A 14,980-nucleotide genomic window follows, 5' to 3' on the forward strand; every position below is an offset into this window, starting at 1 on the left:
GCGCATGCCGGCGATGCCGGTGACCACGGTCAGGAAGATCACCGGGGCGATGACCATCTTCACCAGCTTGATGAAGGCGTCGCCCAGCGGCTTCAGGTCGGCCCCGAACTTAGGCCAGAAGTGGCCGATCAGGGCCCCCGCCACGATGGCGACCAGCACCTGCACATAGAGGTGCGTGTACCACGGCCCCTGGCGAGGCGGCGCGCCTCCGGCGGCGTTCGTCTGCGGGATCATCGATGGCCTCCCCGGCCGTCGTCGCCGATCCCGACGCCGCTGCGGCCACGCTCTAGATGTCGCCGCCCAGCGAGGCGGGGCAAGCGTTTTCGGGCGTGGCCGGAGGAGGGCCTACGACTTGGGCTTCTTGGACTTCACGCTGGGCCAGGCGGCGGCGTATTCCTCGGGCGACAGCTTGCGCATCGCCGAAACGCGATAGCTGCGCGAGGACCCCGTGACCTCGGGCACGATCACCGAGGCGTCGAGCGGCGAGCAGATCCACGAGCCGCCGCGCGACTTGATGCCGATGCGGTTGGCGACCTCCAGGTCGAAGGGCGTGTTCAGCAGGGTCAGCTGGAAGGCTTCCTTGCGGCCGAGATCGACATTGAGCGTGCGGTCGTCGACGACCTGGTAGCCGCGAATCTGGTCGGCGAAGAAGCAGCGGTCGGCCGTGCTGGACTTGGCCTTGCCGGCCGGAGCCGGGGTTTGCGCCAGGGCCGGCGCGGCGAGGCCGGCGGCCAGGCCGAGCGCGCAGGCGAGAAAGACGGAGCGTTGCATGTCGAAGGCCTCCTGATCGGACCAGCCTCTACTATAGCGCGACAGGGTCTGCGCAGTATTTCCGTTTGTAGGCCGATTGCGGCGAAATCAGGCGGCCTGACGCGACAGATCCTCGATCCAGGCGTCGAGATCGGCCACCGCGCGGCGCACGCCCTGGCGCAGGCGCTCCAGTGGCGCGGCCAGGGGACGGCCCTCGATGCAGGTCGTCTCCAGCTCGGCGGCGTCGCGCGACAGGCGCATGAAGCCGAGGATCCCGGCCGAGCCGGCCAGCCGGTGGGCGTCCTCGCGCAGGGCCTCAAGGCTGTCGTCCTGGAAGCGTTCGACCAGTTGCTGGCGCAGCATGCCGGCCAGGCGCGCGACCCGGGCCGGGCCCATGGCCGCGGCCAGGGCGTCGCGGGCGGCGGCTTCGTCTTCGGCTTCGTCGCTGGGGGCGGCCATGGCGGCGGCGTTGGCCAGATGCAGGGCCAGGGCCTGGTCGAGGTCACGCTCGCTGAGCGGCTTCAGCAGGTGGCCGACCATGCCGGCCTCGAGGCAGGCGGCGATCTGCTGGGGCGCGCCGCTGGCGGTCAAGGCCACGATCGGCGAGAGGGTCAGGCCGCGCCGGCGGATCTCGCGGGTGGCCGTCAGGCCGTCGACCACCGGCATGTGCACGTCCATCAGCACCAGATCGAAGCCGGCGCGCTCCAGCGCCTTGACCGCCTGGGCGCCGTCGTCGGCCGTCTCGACCACGCAGCCGCGGCGGCCCAGCAACTCGCGGAACAGCTCGCGGTTCAGCTCTACGTCGTCGACCAGCAGGATCCGGCGACCGGGGAAGGCGGCGCGTCCGGTCGCTTCGGCCGGCGCCACGGCGGTCGGGCTCTGGGCCGGGGGCAGTTCGATCTCGAAGGCGAAGGTCGAGCCTTCGCCAAGCTCGCTCTCCACCCAGATGCGGCCCTCCATCAGTTCGACCAGCTCGCGGGAGATGGCCAGGCCAAGCCCGGTCCCGCCGAAGGTGCGGGTGATCGAGCTGTCGGTCTGGGAGAAGCGCTTGAACAGGCGGTCCAGCTTGTCGGGCGAGATGCCGACGCCCTGGTCGACGACGCTGATGCGCAGGCTCGCACGGCCGCCGGCCTGGCCGAGAACCTCGACCTGGGTGGTCACCGAGCCATGGCGCGTGAACTTCACGGCGTTGGACAACAGGTTCAGCAGGATCTGGCGCAGGCGGTGACGGTCGCCGACGTACCAGCCGTCGAGGTCTCCGACCATGCGCAGGTCGACCTGATGCTCGTCGGCCTGGGGTTCGACCATGGCCGTGGTCTCGACCAGCATCTCCTTGAGGGCGAAGGGGGCGCTTTCCAGGGTGACGGCGCGGGCCTCGAGCTTGGAGAAGTCGAGGATGTCGTTGATCAGGGCGTTGAGGGCCTCGCCGGCCCCGCGCACCCGCTCGGCCCGGCGGCGGTCCTCGGCGGCCAGGTTCGGGCTTTCGGCCAGGAGGCGCGAGAAGCCGATCACCCCGTTCAGCGGCGTGCGCAGCTCGTGGCTCATATTGGCCAGGAACTCGGCCTTGGCGTGGTTGGCTTCCTCGGCGGCGTCGCGGGCGGAGGCCAGCTGGGTGGCCATGGCCGCCAGCTGCAAGGTCTGGTGCTCGAGGGCCTCCTGGGCCTCGACGCGGGCCGTCTGGTCCTGGACCTGGGCGATGAAGTGCTTGGGCGAGCCGTCCGGCGCGCGGACCAGCGACACCGACAGGTGCACCCAGACGATGCGGCCTTCCTTGTGGATGTAGCGCTTGTCCATGCCGTAGCTGGGGATCTCGCCGGCCATCAGCTGGCCCAGCAGGGCCAGGTCCTTGTCGAGGTCGGCGGGATAGGTGATCGTCTGGAAGTCAGTCGCCAGCATCTCGGCCTCGTCGTAGCCGACGATGTCGCAGAAGGCGGCGTTGATCTTGTTGAAGGCGCCGTCGAGCGTGACCAGGGCCATGCCCACCGAGGCGTGGTGGAAGGCGGTCTCGAACTCCTCCATCTGCGCCTTGCGGGCGCTGATGTCGTGCATCAGGGCCGTGAACTGCCAGCCGTCGGCGCTGCGCGCGGCGCTGATCGCCAGCTCGACTGGGAAGACCTCGCCGTCGCGCCGCTGGGCCGAGATCTCGATCCGCTGGTCGAGCACGGCGCCTCGCCCGGTGGCCAGGAACTGGGTCAGGCCCTCGTCGTGGGCCTGGCGCAGGCCGGCGGGGATGATCAGGTCGGAAAGCCGCCGCCCCTGGGCCTCGGCGGCCGTCCAGCCGAAGGTGCGTTCGGCGAAGCGGTTCCAGTCGGTGACCACGCCGGCCTGGTCCATGGTGACGATGGCCTGGTAGGCGTCGGCGATCACCCGCCGGGCGCGGGCCTCGCTGGCTTCCAGCTTGCGGCGCAGGGCGCGCTCGTCGGTGATGTCGCGCAGCACGCCGAAGACGGCGATCACACGGCCGTCCTCGTCCAGTTCGCAGGTGGCGCGCGAATGGCCCTGGCGCACCGAGCCGTCGGCCCGCAGCAGGCGCAGCTCGTGCTCAAGCACCGCGCGCTCGACCACAACCTGGCGAGCCCTGGCCTCGGCGGCCGCGCGGTCGTCGGGATGGTACATCTCCAGCCAGTTCTCGAAGGTCGGCGTGAAGGTCGCCGGATCGCGGCCGTAGATCCGATAGACCTCGTCCGACCAGGTGATCGTGTGGTTGACGAGGTCGCAGCGCCAGTGGCCGACGCCCGAGATCGCCTCGGTCATGGCCAGCATGCGGCGCTGCTCGACCATGTGGCGTTCGGCCCGGCCCTTCTCCATCCGGGCGACCACGGCGTCGGCCAGCATGCGCAGGCGGTCGAGGTCTTCCTCGGAGGGGCGGGGACGGGGCGCGGTGTCGATGACGCACAGCGTGCCCAGGTTATGGCCGTCGCGGTCGCTGAGCACGGCGCCGGCGTAGAAGCGGATGTCCGGCGCGCCGGTGACCAGCGGATTGGCGGAAAAGCGCGGATCGGCGGTGGCGTCCTCGACCACCATCACCGAATGCGGCTCCTGGCGCAGGGCGTGGGCGCAGAAGGCCATTTCGCGCGGCGTGGACTCCGCGTCCAGGCCGTAGCGCGACTTGAACCATTGCCGGTGCTCGTCGACCAGCGAGATCAGGGCGATGGGCGCGTCGAACAGCTCGGCGGCGAAGCCGGTCAGCCGGTCGAAGGCCGGCTCGGGAGCCGTGTCGAGGATGCGGTAGGAGGCCAGGGCCGCCAGGCGATCGGTTTCGAGCATGTTCGGGACGCCGCTATCTCAGGTCGATAAGCTGACCCGATACGCCTTCACATCTACTGAACGCTGGTATCCGCGCGCTGCGGCCTATTGAAGCAGAGGGCGGCGCACAAACGAAAACGCGCCTCTCCGCGAGGGATGAGGCGCGTGATCGGAAGATCGAAATGAGGAGAGGGCCTCAGGCCGGTTCGTCGTCGACCATCGCCTTGACCAGGTCGACCACGCGGCGGCGCAGGCGACGGTCGTTGAGGCGGGGGAAGAGGTCGGCCAACTCCAGGCCCTCGGGCGTGGCCACGAACTGGGTCATGCGCTGGGCGACGCCGTCGTCCTCGCCGTTGTCGGTCTCTTCCAGGCCGTCGAAGAAGTAGGACACCGGCGACTGCAGCAGGCGGGCGGCGTCGTACAGCTTGCTGGCGCTGATGCGATTGGCGCCGCGCTCGTACTTCTGGATCTGCTGGAAGGTGATGCCCAGGGCGTCGGCGAGCTGCGTCTGGCTCAAGCCGAGAACCTTGCGCCGAATCCGCATGCGGGCGCCGACATAGATGTCGACGGGGTGAGCGACTTCGGCGGTGGGCTTCTGGGTCATGGTGTTCTCGTCCTCGGCTCCGGTCGGACCGTAGCGGTGCACGTGGCGCGGTTGTTTACGGTCGAGAATAGACCGCTGATCGTATTCCGTCACCTCGCCTCGACGTCGCATGTCGCTAACACGACACAAATGCCGCACCCTTGCGTCGGTCCGCCGACAGAAAGGCATTCGGACTTGACCTTTCGGCCGCCGGGCGGTGTCTGCCGCCCATGATTTTGCAGTCAGGCGCGCGCGTCGCGATCGCCGGAGCCGGCGCTTTCGGCTCGGCGACGGCGCTGATTCTCTCGCGACTCGGGTTCGCGGTGACGGTATTCGACCCCGCGCCGCCCGGAGAAAACGCCTCGGGCGTGGCCGCCGGCATGCTGGCGCCGGTGGCCGAGGCGGTGTTCGACAAGGTCTCGCGTGGTCACCTGCCGGTGTTGCGGCGAGCGCGCGAGCGCTGGACAGCCTTTGCCCAGGACCTTGGAATCGCGCTCGATCGCGAGGGCCTGGCCATCGAGGGCGACGCGGGCTTCCTGGCCGAGGTCGAGGCGGCGCTGGTCGAGGCCGGAGCGCGGTTCGAACGCACGCCGCGCGGCCTGTTCAGCGACGAGGACTGGCGGCTCGACGCGCGCCAGGCGCTGGCGACCCTGCGCGAGGCCGCGATCGTGGCCGGCGCGACGTTCGACGCGCGTGGCGTGGTCGGCTTCTCCGAAGGGCGCGCGCCCCTGGACGACGGCGAGGTTCTGGCCTTCGACGCCCTGGTGGTGGCCACGGGCGGCGGCGGCCGGGGGCTGGCGCCGGAACTCGCGACGCTGACGCCGATCAAGGGCCAGATCCTGCGCCTGGGGACACCCCTGGCCGGCGGCCCGGTGCTGCGGGGCAAGGGCGTCTACATCGCGCCGGGCCCTAGGCCCGCGGTGGGCGCGACCATGGAGGCGGGGCGCGACGATCGAGAGCCTGATCCGGCCGTGGTCGAGCCGCTGCGGATCGCCGCCGAGGTGCTTCGCCCCGAACTGGCGGGCGCGCGGGCGGTGATCGAGGTCGGCGTGCGGGCTTCCACCTCCGACGGCCTGCCGCTGGTGGGGAAGAGCCGGGTTCCCGGGGTGATCCTGGCGGCCGGCGCTCGTCGCAACGGCTGGCTGCTCGCTCCGCTTGTGGCCGACATGGTCGCGGCGTATCTGACGGACGCCGATCCCGGAGAGGATGCGGCCGCCTTCGATCCACGGCGTTTCGAGGGCTAGATAAAGAACGACGAAGCGCAGGGAAGGGACGACATGGCCGGTTTCTGGCTGACCGACGAGCAGGAAGCGATCCGTGAAGGCGTGGCCAAGGTGTGCGCCGCCTTCGACGACGAATACTGGCGGCGGACCGACGAGACCGGAAACTTCCCCGAGGAATTCGTCGCCGCCATAGCCGAGGGCGGCTGGCTTGGCGTGGCCATGCCCGAAAGCGTCGGTGGGGCCGGTCTTGGCCTGACCGAGGCGGCCGTGATGATGCAGACCGTGGCCCAGTCGGGCGCGGGCTTTTCCGGGGCCAGCGCCATTCACCTCAACATCTTCGGCCCGATGCCGCTGGTGAAGTTCGGCACCGACGAGCAGCGCGAGCGTCTGCTGCCGCGGATCATCTCGGGCGAGGACAAGATGTGCTTCGCCGTCACCGAGCCCAATTCGGGGCTCGACACCTCGAGCCTGGAGACCAAGGCCGAGAAGGTCGACGGCGGCTATCGCCTGAACGGCCGCAAGATCTGGACGACCGGCGCCCAGCGGGCCAACAAGATCCTGATCATCGCCCGCACGACGCCCAAGGACCAGTGCGCCAAGCCCACCGGGGGCCTGAGCCTGTTCTACACCGACCGCGCGCAGATCGAGGCCAAGCCGATCCCGAAGATGGGTCGCAAGGCCGTCGAGTGTAACATGCTCTTCATCGAGGACCTGTTCGTGCCCCAGGAGGATCTGGTGGGCGAGGAGGGCAAGGGCTTCCAGTATCTGCTGCACGGCCTCAACCCCGAGCGGGTGCTGTTCGCCGTCGAGGCCATCGGCCTGGGCCGCGCGGCGCTGGCCAAGGCTTCGACCTACGCCAAAGAGCGCGTGGTGTTCGGCCGCCCGATCGGCCAGAACCAGGGCGTGGCCCATCCGCTGGCCAGGTCGTGGGCGGAGCTGGAGGCGGCCAACCTGATGGCCTTCAAGGCCGCCGCCCTCTACGACGCCGGCAAGGATTGCGGGGCCGAGGCCAACGCCGCCAAGTACCTGGGCGCTGAAGCCGGCTTCTCGGCCTGCGAGGCGTCGGTGCTGGCCCACGGCGGCATGGGCTACGCCAAGGAATACGACGTCGAGCGCTATTTCCGCGAGGCGATGATCGCCCGCATCGCGCCGGTCAGCCGCGAGATGATCCTCAACTTCATCGCCGAGCGCGTGCTGGGCCTGCCCAAGAGCTACTAGAACCCCGACGCCCGCCCCCAAGGATACGCAGGGAGCGGGCGTCGGCGGCTGGGTCAGTCGGCGGCGCTGAAGCGGATGGGGATCCTCACCTGCGCGCCGTCGACCGCCTGGCCGTTCTCGAGTTGCGGCTTCATCTTGAAGAACCGCGACAATTTCAGAGCCGCATTGCCGAAGCCTTCGCTGGCCGGGCTTTCGGCGATCACCATGCAGTTCTCCACCGTGCCCTTGGCGGTGACCGCGCAGTTCAGCGTCGCCCCGCCCGAGACCCCGCGCCGCTGGGCGCTTTCGGGGTAGTAGCGCGACATGTCGTCGGCGCTGGGCATCCGCAGCCAGGTCGCCCGGGTGATGACCCGGGGCGCGGGGGCGGTCGACGGCGGCGCGGGCGGCGCCGGGGGATCGGCCGTGAAGTTGGGCGGCGCGGCGATGGTCGGAGGGCCTGGATCCTTGGGGATGGGCACTGGCAGCGGTTCGGGCGTCTGGAACGGCGTCGGCAGCGGCGGATGCACCGGGATCGGGTTCGAGGCCCTGGGCGGCGTCGGCAGGGGCTTTTCGGGGGGCGGGGGAGGCGGCGGATCGGGAATGAACGGCAGCAGCTTGAAGCCGTCATCCTCCTGGATCACCGGCGGCGGCGCCACGTACTTCTGCACCGCGATGTAGGCGAACAGGGCCACGTGCGCCGCGCCGGAAACCGCCAGGGCGATGACCAGGCCCTTGGAGAGCTTGCGCTTCTCGTCGCGGTCCAGGCCGGCGATGCGAGGGTTGAAGTCGGCGGGTTGGGCGATCATGGCGACCTCCGTGAAGCGGCGTCGATCGGTGTCGACGTCTTCACGCTGTCACGGAAAATGACGCTCGTAAACAGATAAAATGACGCACGTAAAATCTATCTGGCGCGTCCGGTCTCCGGCAGCAGGTCGCCCAGGTCGCTCCAGGTCAGGACGGGATGACGACGCACCATGCGCATCAAGCCTGCAAGCCACTTCCACGCCGCCTCGTCATGGTCGAGGTGGTGGGTCAGCAGGCCGATCGGCGCGTCCCAGGTCCCGGCCTTCCGGCGGCGCGCCAGCTGGCGGCGTAGCTGCGACGCCAGGCGAGCCTTGCCCCGGAAGCGCGGCGCCGGCTTCCAGCGCAACAGGTCCAGATGGGTGTCGACACGCGGCGGCGTGGCTTGGGGAGCGACTTCCGACCAGGCGCTCCAGCCGACATAGCGCTCGCTGGCCAGGGCGTCGGTCAGGCGGGGGTGGATCGCGTTCCAGGGCGGGGTGAACAGCTTGAGGGCGCCGGGCAGGGGGGCGAGCCTGGTCCAGCCGTCGCGTAGGGCGGCGGCGATCTCGTCGGCGGTGCGCTCGGGCGGAAACTCGAAGGCGCCGCCGCCGGCGCTGCGGTCAACGTGGTCGGCGCCGTGCTGCACCACCCGCACGCCGCGCACGGTGGCGAGGCGCTCGGCGAGACTTGCGCGGTCGCCGTCGGGAATGACCGCCAGGGTCAGCGGGGCGTCGAAGGCCAGGGCGTGGGCCAGCAGCCGTTCCAGCGCCGGGCCGGGCATGCGGGCGTCGTCGTCGCGCCACCACAGGCGGGCGCGGCGCCCGGCCGCGCGCCAGCGCGCCAGTTCGCGCGACAGCAGCAGGGCTTCAAGCATCAGGCCAGCGGCGAGGTCGAGGCCACGGCCTCGGCGCAGACCGCTGTCGGGTCCTGGACCATCGAGGCCGTGCCGCGCACTTCCAACTGCATGCGCAGCACCGACAGCAGCGGATAGATCGCCGCCATCAGCGCGATCAGGAAGCCCCAGCCGCCTTCGCGCCAGCCCTGGCGCGAGACGTAGCACTTGTAGAAGCGCCGCACGCCGCGGAAGGCGTTGCGGCCCAGGCCCGGCCACTCGCCGGTCTCGGCCAGATCCCTGGCGCGCAGTTCGGTGTAGCGGTCTAGCCGGCGCAGCATGTCGGAGATGTTGTCGTCGACCTCGTGGCGGATCGGCGTGCGCAGCGACGGGCCCGCCTCTCCGACGAACTTCACCGACGGATGGACGCGCTGGGTTCCCCAGCTCTTGACGCCGCGTCGGAAGAGACGGGCCACCGAGGTGGTGCCGAACGAGCCGCCCCAGCCGTACTTCACCAGCCGGGGGCCGATATAGTTGTCGACCGGGATCTGCCGCCAGTCGCCCTGGCCGGACGCCACGGCGGCGCGCACCTCGGCGGCGAGCTCGGGGCCGACATATTCGTCGGCGTCGATCTCGAGGATCCAGTCGCCGGTGGCGGCAGCCGCGCCCGCCGCGCGACGGGGGCCCTCCAGCGGAAACGCGCCTTCGACCAGCATCGCGCCGTACTGCCTGGCGATCGTCGCCGAGCCGTCGGTGCAGCGGTCGAGCACGACCACCAGTTCATCGGCGAAGGCCAGGCGCGACAGGCATTCGGCCAGGCGAGCTTCTTCATTGTGTACGCAGATCAAGGCCGAGAGTCTGGCCATCGTTTCCCCCGAAAGTTGGCGCGCGGTAACATTGTTGCGTTATCGAAACAATGTTTCTCGCATAAATGGGGCAAGCTTCAGCGTGGCAGTTTGTCGCGGGCCCGGAGGGGGCGGGGCGACTTGTCGCGGGGTGGTCCGGCGAACGCGGAAACGTGGTTAAGCCGGCGTTAACCACGCTGGTTCAGACATTCAGGCCATGGCCGTCCAATCCATCCGCAACGTCGTCGAGTCGGCGATCCAGCGCGCGTCGAACGCGACTGGTGTCGACTTCACGTTCCTGATGGGGACCGCCAAGCGCGAGAGCGGCTACAATCCGGCCGCCAAGGCGCGCACCTCCTCGGCCTCGGGCCTGTTCCAGTTCGTCGACCAGACCTGGCTGGCCACGCTGAAGAAGCACGGCGCCAAGTACGGTTACGCCCGCTATGCCGACCTGATCCAGCAGGGCTCGGACGGCAAGTACCGCGTCGCCGGCGACGAGGCCCGCAAGGCCGTTCTGGGCCTCAAGCTGGACCCGCATGCCGCCTCGCTGATGGCCGGCGAGCTGGCGTCGGACCATGCCTCCTATCTGCGCGGCCGGGTGGGGCGCAGCCCGACCTCGGGCGAGCTCTACGCCGCACACTTCCTGGGTCCGCAAGGCTCTGCCCGCCTGATCGAGGCGGCCAACCGCAATCCGGGTGCCAGCGCCGCTTCGATGTTCCCCGAAGCCGCCGCCGCCAATCGCTCGATCTTCTATCGCGACGGCCGCGCCGCCACCGTGGGCGAGGTCTACGCGAACCTGACCAAGAGCGCCGGCGGCAACGGCGGCGTCGCGACTGTCCGCGAGCGCGAGCCGCAGACCGACGAGGGTTTCCTCCAATACGCTTCGGGGCGGCGCCTCGACCGCATCGACCAGCAGAAGGCCGTCGTCGATCTCGTGCTGCGCGGGTCTCAGGGCTATGGCGGCGCCTTCAGCGGCACGCGTTCGGATGATGGCGGCGGCGTCAGCCGGGTGGCCAACAGCCTGTTCTCGGCCGAGATGCTGCGCATGCTGTCGGACGCCAATGCCGGATCGGCCGGCGGCAAGGCGCGCTAGAGGCCGAAGGCCTCGATCTCTTCCTTCGAATAGCCGAGCTCGGCCAGGACGGCGGCGGTGTCGGCGCCCAGCGCCGGCGCGGGCGTGCGCGGCGCCTCGTCGACATCCGAGAAGCGGGCCGGGGCAGCCGGCGAGCGCTGACCGTCCTGCGTCTCGACGAAGCAGCCGGCGGCCTGCGCCTGAGGGTCCTCGACCAGGTCGCGCGGCGTCTGCCAGGGCGCCCAGGTGATGTCGCCCGCGTCGAGGGCGGCGGCGGCAGTCTCGTAGTCCATCTCGCCGAAGGCCGCGTCGAGGATGTCCACCAGGGCGGACGTGTTTTCACGCCGGGCACGTGCGCCGGAGAAGCGCGGGTCGTCGACCAGTTCGGGGCGGCCGACGGCGGCGGCGATGCGTGGCCAGTCCGTCGCGCCCTGGCGGGCCAGCAGGCAGATCCAGCGGCCGTCCCGGGTCTGGAAGAAGTTGGCCAGCGGTTGAACCGCCTCGCGGCGCGGACGGGTCGAGGCCAGCTTGCCGAAGTGCAGCTGGATGGCGAGGTCCGAGCCGATGGCGTAGGCGCCGGTGCGCAACAGCGAGGTCTCGACCAGGCGGCCGACGCCGGTGCGATGGCGCTCGTGGACGGCCGCCAGGATCGCCGAGACCGTGGCCAGCGAGGTGACGTGGTCGCCCATGCCCGTGCGGATCGGGAAGGGCTCGGCGCCCTTGGGCGCGGTCAGGGCCCCGACCCCGGCGCGGGACCAGAAGGCGGCGACGTCCATGCCCGGCTTGTCGGCGTCGGGACCGGTCAGGCCGTAGCCGGTGAGGCTGGCGTAGATCAGGCGAGGGAAGGCCTCGCGCAGGGTCTCGTGGTCGAGTCCGGCGCGGCGCAGGGCGGCGGGGCGGACATTGGTCAGGAAGATGTCGGCGGTTGCTACCAGGCGCTTGAGGGCCTCGGCGCCGGCCGGGGTGCGAATGTCGAGGACGACCGAGCGCTTGCCCCGGTTGTCGAGCTCGAAGACCGGATTTGCGGCGTGGTCCGAGCCGATGGTCTCGAAGAAGCGGCGCATCGGATCGCCTTCGGGCGACTCGACCTTGACCACGTCGGCGCCCCAGTCGGCCATGATGCCGGCCGCGCCCGGGGCGGCGATGTAGGTGGCCAGCTCGACGACCTTGAGGTCCCGCAGCATCCGCTTCCTCCGCTCTGTTCTTGTCGTTGGCGACAGGATGGGCGGTCAAACGAGCGTTGGGAAGCCTTGTCAGGCGACGCCGCGCGAGGCCTCCGAGCGGGGCGAGCGGGTGAGGGCGGCGGCGTCGGCCACGGCGCGGGCGACGCCGGCCACGCTGACCGGCTTGCGCAGCACGGTGTCGGCGCCGGCCTCGGTGCACTCGCGGGCCTCGTCGGCGTCGCCGCCGATGACGGCGATGATCGGCATCTGGCCGCTGGCGCCGGGCAGGGCGCGCAGCTCGGCGGCGGTCTGCGGACCGTCCAGCACCGGCATGCGGCCGTCGAGCATGACGAGGTCGAATTCGCAGACCTTGGCCAGGTCGACCGCGCGGCGGCCGTTCTGGGCGTGGACCACCTGGTGGCCGAGCTGCTCAAGGATGGCGCGCAGCATGGCCGCGTTCAGGGCGTCGTCCTCGGCGATCAGCACGCGCAGGCTGCGCTGGACGTCGGGGGCCTGATCGGCGGCGGCCAGGGTCTCCTCGACCGGCTCCTGCGGGCAGGGGCAGGCGACGTCGTAGGGCAGCAGCACGGTGAAACAGCTGCCGACGCCCAGCGCGCTGCTGGTCTCCAGCGAGCCGCCCATCAGCCGGGCCAGCTGGCGCGACAGCGACAGGCCAAGGCCCGCGCCGTTGACGCCCGCGCCGGTGCGCTCCACGCGTCGGAAGGGCTCGAAGGCCTGCTCCAGCTCCTCGGCCGACAGGCCGGGGCCGGTGTCGGCGACCTCGATGGCGATGCGGTCGTCGCCGCGCGGCTCGATCCGCACCTCGACCCGGCCGCGGACGGTGTATTTCACCGCGTTGCCGACGAGGTTGGCGATGATCTGGCGGGTGCGCATTGGGTCGGCCATGGCCGCGCCCAGCACCCGGTTCTCCAGCGAGGCGTCGACGTGGACGGCCAGTTCCAGGCCCTTGGCCAGGGCGTGCGGGCGTTCCAGCAGCACGAGGTCGCGGACCAGGCGCACGGGCTCGAAGGCCTGGGTCTCGACCGCCAGGCGGCCGGACTCGGCGGTTTCGGCGTCGAGCGTGGCGTTGAGCACCGCGATCAGGTCCTGGGCCGCGTCGAGAGCGGCGTTCAGCTGTTCGCGCGAAGGCGCGGCGCGCCCGCCCTTGCCGGCGGCGGCGGCCAGCACGTGGGTGACGCCGGTCAGGCCGTTGCGGATCTCGTGGCTGAGGGTGGCGACGATGTCGGACTTGGAGCGGGCGGTGCGCTCGGCGCTCTCCAGCACGCGCATCCGTTCCTCGACCAGGGCCTCGTGGGCCACGGCCAGGGCGTGCTGGCGGCGCAGCATGCGGTTGAAGACCAGCGCCATGGCCAGCGCCAGGGCTAGGCCCCCGACGGCCATCAGGCCGGTCTGGCGGCTTTCGGGGCGGCTGAACAGCGCCCACAGCGGTCCCGCCGCCGCCACCGGGGCCACCACGACGAGGCACTGCGGCACGGGGGAGGCGAAGAAGATGCAGACCATGCCGGCGGCCGCGGCCAGCAGCAGCAGGGTCTCGCGGATCGCTCCAGCGCCGTCGGCGAAGGCCGACATCTGGACCACGCCCAGCGCCCACAGCAGGCCGCCCGCGACCTGAAGCCGCAGGCGCATGGCCAGGTCTTCGGCCTTCGGCGTCTTCAGCCAATTGTTGATCCCGTAGAACACGCCCCAGTTGATGGCGAAGATCGCGAAGCTCAGCGACATCCACACCGCGTTGCGGGCGAACGAGCCTGCCCAGACGAAGAAGGGCAGGCTTACGGCGAAGATGGCCAGGGCGTAGGGCAGCAGCGCCACCTGCACGCCGAGGGCGAGCGCGGTGTCGGCCCCGGGCCTTTTCACATCGTGGGTTCGGCGCTCAGCGAACAAGAATCGGATCCTCGGGCGTTCAGGCGAGGACGCTAGGCGAGCACGGTTTGCGGGTGGTTACGCGGTATCGTTAATGCACAGGGCTTTCCGGGCAAACAATCGTTAAGCCTAACCGCCCATCCTTTGATTCGACCGTCCATTCGCAGAAGGCCAGGCCCATGGCCACGACCCGCGCCGCGCTGACCAACGACGACATCCGCATGCTCGTGAAGGGCGCGACGCCCGACGAGCGCGCCCTGGCCGCGCACCGGCTGTGCCGCAAGATCGACCGCGCTGAACTTTCCGAGGAAGAGCGCCTGCAGGCCCAGGAAATCCTGCGGGTCATGGCCGCCGACGCCGCCGAGCTGGTGCGCCGGGCCCTGGCCGTGACGCTGAAGACCTCGCCGCTGCTGCCGCCGGACGTGGCCAATCGCCTGGCGCGCGACGTCGAGAGCGTGTCGCTGCCGGTGATCAGCTTCTCGCCGGTGTTCACCGATCACGACCTGGCCGAGATCATCCGCCTGGGCGGCCCCGTGCGGCAGATGGCCATCGCCCGCCGGCCCAAGCTGTCGAGCAAGGTCACCGGCCTGCTGGTCGACCAGGCGCCCGAAGAGGTGGTGGCGGCGGTCTGCGCCAACGACAACGCCCGCTTCTCGGATCTGGCCCTGCAGAAGGCGCTAGACCGTTTCGCCAAGTCCGAGAGCGTGCTTCAGGCCGTCGCGTACCGCGCGGTGCTGCCGCTGTCGGTGACCGAGCGCCTGATCGACATGGTCGGCGACCAGCTGCGCGAGCACATCCTCGACAATCACGCCCTGTCGGCCGAGCGGGCGCTGGAGATCATCGTCGGCGCCAAGGAGCGGGCGACCATCGACCTGGTCGACCAGGCCGGCCGCACCGCTGATCCCAAGGCCTTCGTCGCCCACCTGAACCGCGCCCAGCGCCTGACGCCGTCGCTGCTGCTGCGGGCCCTGGCCCATGGCCACATGACCTTCGTCGAATGGGGGCTGGCCGAACTGGCCGGCGTGCCGCATCACCGCACCTGGCTGATGGTGCACGACGCCGGCGCGCTGGGCCTGAAGGCCGTCTACGAGCGGGCCGGCCTGCCGTCGCGCCTGTTCCCGGCCTTCCGCGCCGGGGTCGACGCCTATCACGGCATGGAGTTCGACGGCCGCCCGGGCGAGCGCGAACGGTTCCAGGAACACATGCTGCAACGCTTCCTGACCTCGTCCCAGGCGGTGTCGCGCGACGAGAGCGACTACCTGCTCGACAAGCTCGACCGCCTGGCCGGCTTCAAGGCCCGCGCGGCGGGGTAAGGGCCTTCTTCTCCGGAAACCTCCCCCTGTGGGGGAGGCGATCGCGTAGCGATCGGCGGGGGGAGTTGGTGATGACCTTCCGAGGTCGCGGC

The 14,980-nt window shown here is 70.5% G+C and carries 13 protein-coding genes; 4 read left to right on the forward strand and 9 right to left on the reverse strand.

Annotation, left to right across the window (positions count from 1 at the left end):
- The 4 genes from DDF62_RS01465 to DDF62_RS01480 form a co-directional block, all read right to left on the reverse strand.
- Positions 1-234 (reverse strand): cation:dicarboxylate symporter family transporter (locus DDF62_RS01465; RefSeq protein WP_133244865.1); only part of this gene is annotated, 234 nt, incomplete at its 3' end.
- Positions 235-345: 111 nt separating this feature from the next.
- Positions 346-771 (reverse strand): DUF6491 family protein, encoded by a 426-nt coding sequence (locus tag DDF62_RS01470; RefSeq protein WP_116487467.1) that lies wholly within the window; start codon positions 769-771, stop codon positions 346-348.
- Between the two features lie 87 nt (positions 772-858).
- On the reverse strand, positions 859-4,017 hold the full coding sequence (locus DDF62_RS01475; RefSeq protein ID WP_116487468.1) for a GAF domain-containing hybrid sensor histidine kinase/response regulator: 3,159 nt from the start codon (positions 4,015-4,017) through the stop codon (positions 859-861).
- 175 nt (positions 4,018-4,192) lie between these two features.
- Positions 4,193-4,600 carry a helix-turn-helix domain-containing protein gene (locus DDF62_RS01480; protein WP_058350643.1) on the reverse strand — a complete coding sequence of 136 codons (408 nt, stop codon included), beginning with the start codon at positions 4,598-4,600 and terminating at the stop codon, positions 4,193-4,195.
- A 209-nt stretch (positions 4,601-4,809) separates the two neighbouring features.
- Between DDF62_RS01480 and DDF62_RS01485 the strand changes: the two genes are divergently transcribed.
- Positions 4,810-5,823: an NAD(P)/FAD-dependent oxidoreductase gene (locus tag DDF62_RS01485; protein WP_116487469.1), complete on the forward strand. Its 1,014-nt coding sequence runs from the start codon at positions 4,810-4,812 to the stop codon at positions 5,821-5,823.
- A 33-nt stretch (positions 5,824-5,856) separates the two neighbouring features.
- Positions 5,857-7,020 carry an acyl-CoA dehydrogenase family protein gene (locus tag DDF62_RS01490; protein ID WP_116487470.1) on the forward strand — a complete coding sequence of 388 codons (1,164 nt, stop codon included), beginning with the start codon at positions 5,857-5,859 and terminating at the stop codon, positions 7,018-7,020.
- Between the two features lie 53 nt (positions 7,021-7,073).
- Here the strand turns inward: DDF62_RS01490 and DDF62_RS01495 are convergent, their stop codons facing one another.
- The 3 genes from DDF62_RS01495 to DDF62_RS01505 form a co-directional block, all read right to left on the reverse strand.
- Positions 7,074-7,805 carry an energy transducer TonB family protein gene (locus DDF62_RS01495; protein ID WP_116487471.1) on the reverse strand — a complete coding sequence of 244 codons (732 nt, stop codon included), beginning with the start codon at positions 7,803-7,805 and terminating at the stop codon, positions 7,074-7,076.
- A 95-nt stretch (positions 7,806-7,900) separates the two neighbouring features.
- Positions 7,901-8,656, reverse strand: a complete 756-nt coding sequence (locus DDF62_RS01500; RefSeq protein ID WP_116487472.1) for a polysaccharide deacetylase family protein — start codon at positions 8,654-8,656, stop codon at positions 7,901-7,903.
- Positions 8,656-9,480, reverse strand: coding sequence for a glycosyltransferase family 2 protein (locus DDF62_RS01505; RefSeq protein ID WP_116487473.1), 825 nt, complete (start codon positions 9,478-9,480; stop codon positions 8,656-8,658). Before DDF62_RS01505 ends, DDF62_RS01500 begins: the two co-directional genes overlap by 1 nt.
- Before the next feature lie 196 nt (positions 9,481-9,676).
- Here DDF62_RS01505 and DDF62_RS01510 point away from each other — a divergent pair, with 196 nt between their 5' ends.
- On the forward strand, positions 9,677-10,552 hold the full coding sequence (locus DDF62_RS01510) for a lytic transglycosylase domain-containing protein (RefSeq protein ID WP_116487474.1): 876 nt from the start codon (positions 9,677-9,679) through the stop codon (positions 10,550-10,552).
- On the opposite strand, the gene DDF62_RS01515 is transcribed toward DDF62_RS01510, so the two are convergent.
- Complete coding sequence (locus DDF62_RS01515) at positions 10,549-11,715, reverse strand: CaiB/BaiF CoA transferase family protein (protein WP_116487475.1); 1,167 nt, start codon at positions 11,713-11,715, stop codon at positions 10,549-10,551. The two genes, DDF62_RS01510 and DDF62_RS01515, sit on opposite strands and share 4 nt — an antisense overlap.
- A gap of 69 nt (positions 11,716-11,784) precedes the next feature.
- Positions 11,785-13,596 carry an ATP-binding protein gene (locus DDF62_RS01520; RefSeq protein WP_116487476.1) on the reverse strand — a complete coding sequence of 604 codons (1,812 nt, stop codon included), beginning with the start codon at positions 13,594-13,596 and terminating at the stop codon, positions 11,785-11,787.
- Positions 13,597-13,754: 158 nt separating this feature from the next.
- Between DDF62_RS01520 and spbR the strand changes: the two genes are divergently transcribed.
- Entirely contained in the window at positions 13,755-14,888 is a 1,134-nt protein-coding gene (spbR, locus tag DDF62_RS01525; RefSeq protein ID WP_116487477.1) for a SpbR family protein, read from the forward strand.
- Positions 14,889-14,980: the final 92 nt, after the last annotated feature.

The organism is Caulobacter radicis (assembly GCF_003094615.1).
In the GTDB taxonomy this organism is placed as follows: Bacteria; Pseudomonadota; Alphaproteobacteria; order Caulobacterales; family Caulobacteraceae; genus Caulobacter; species Caulobacter radicis.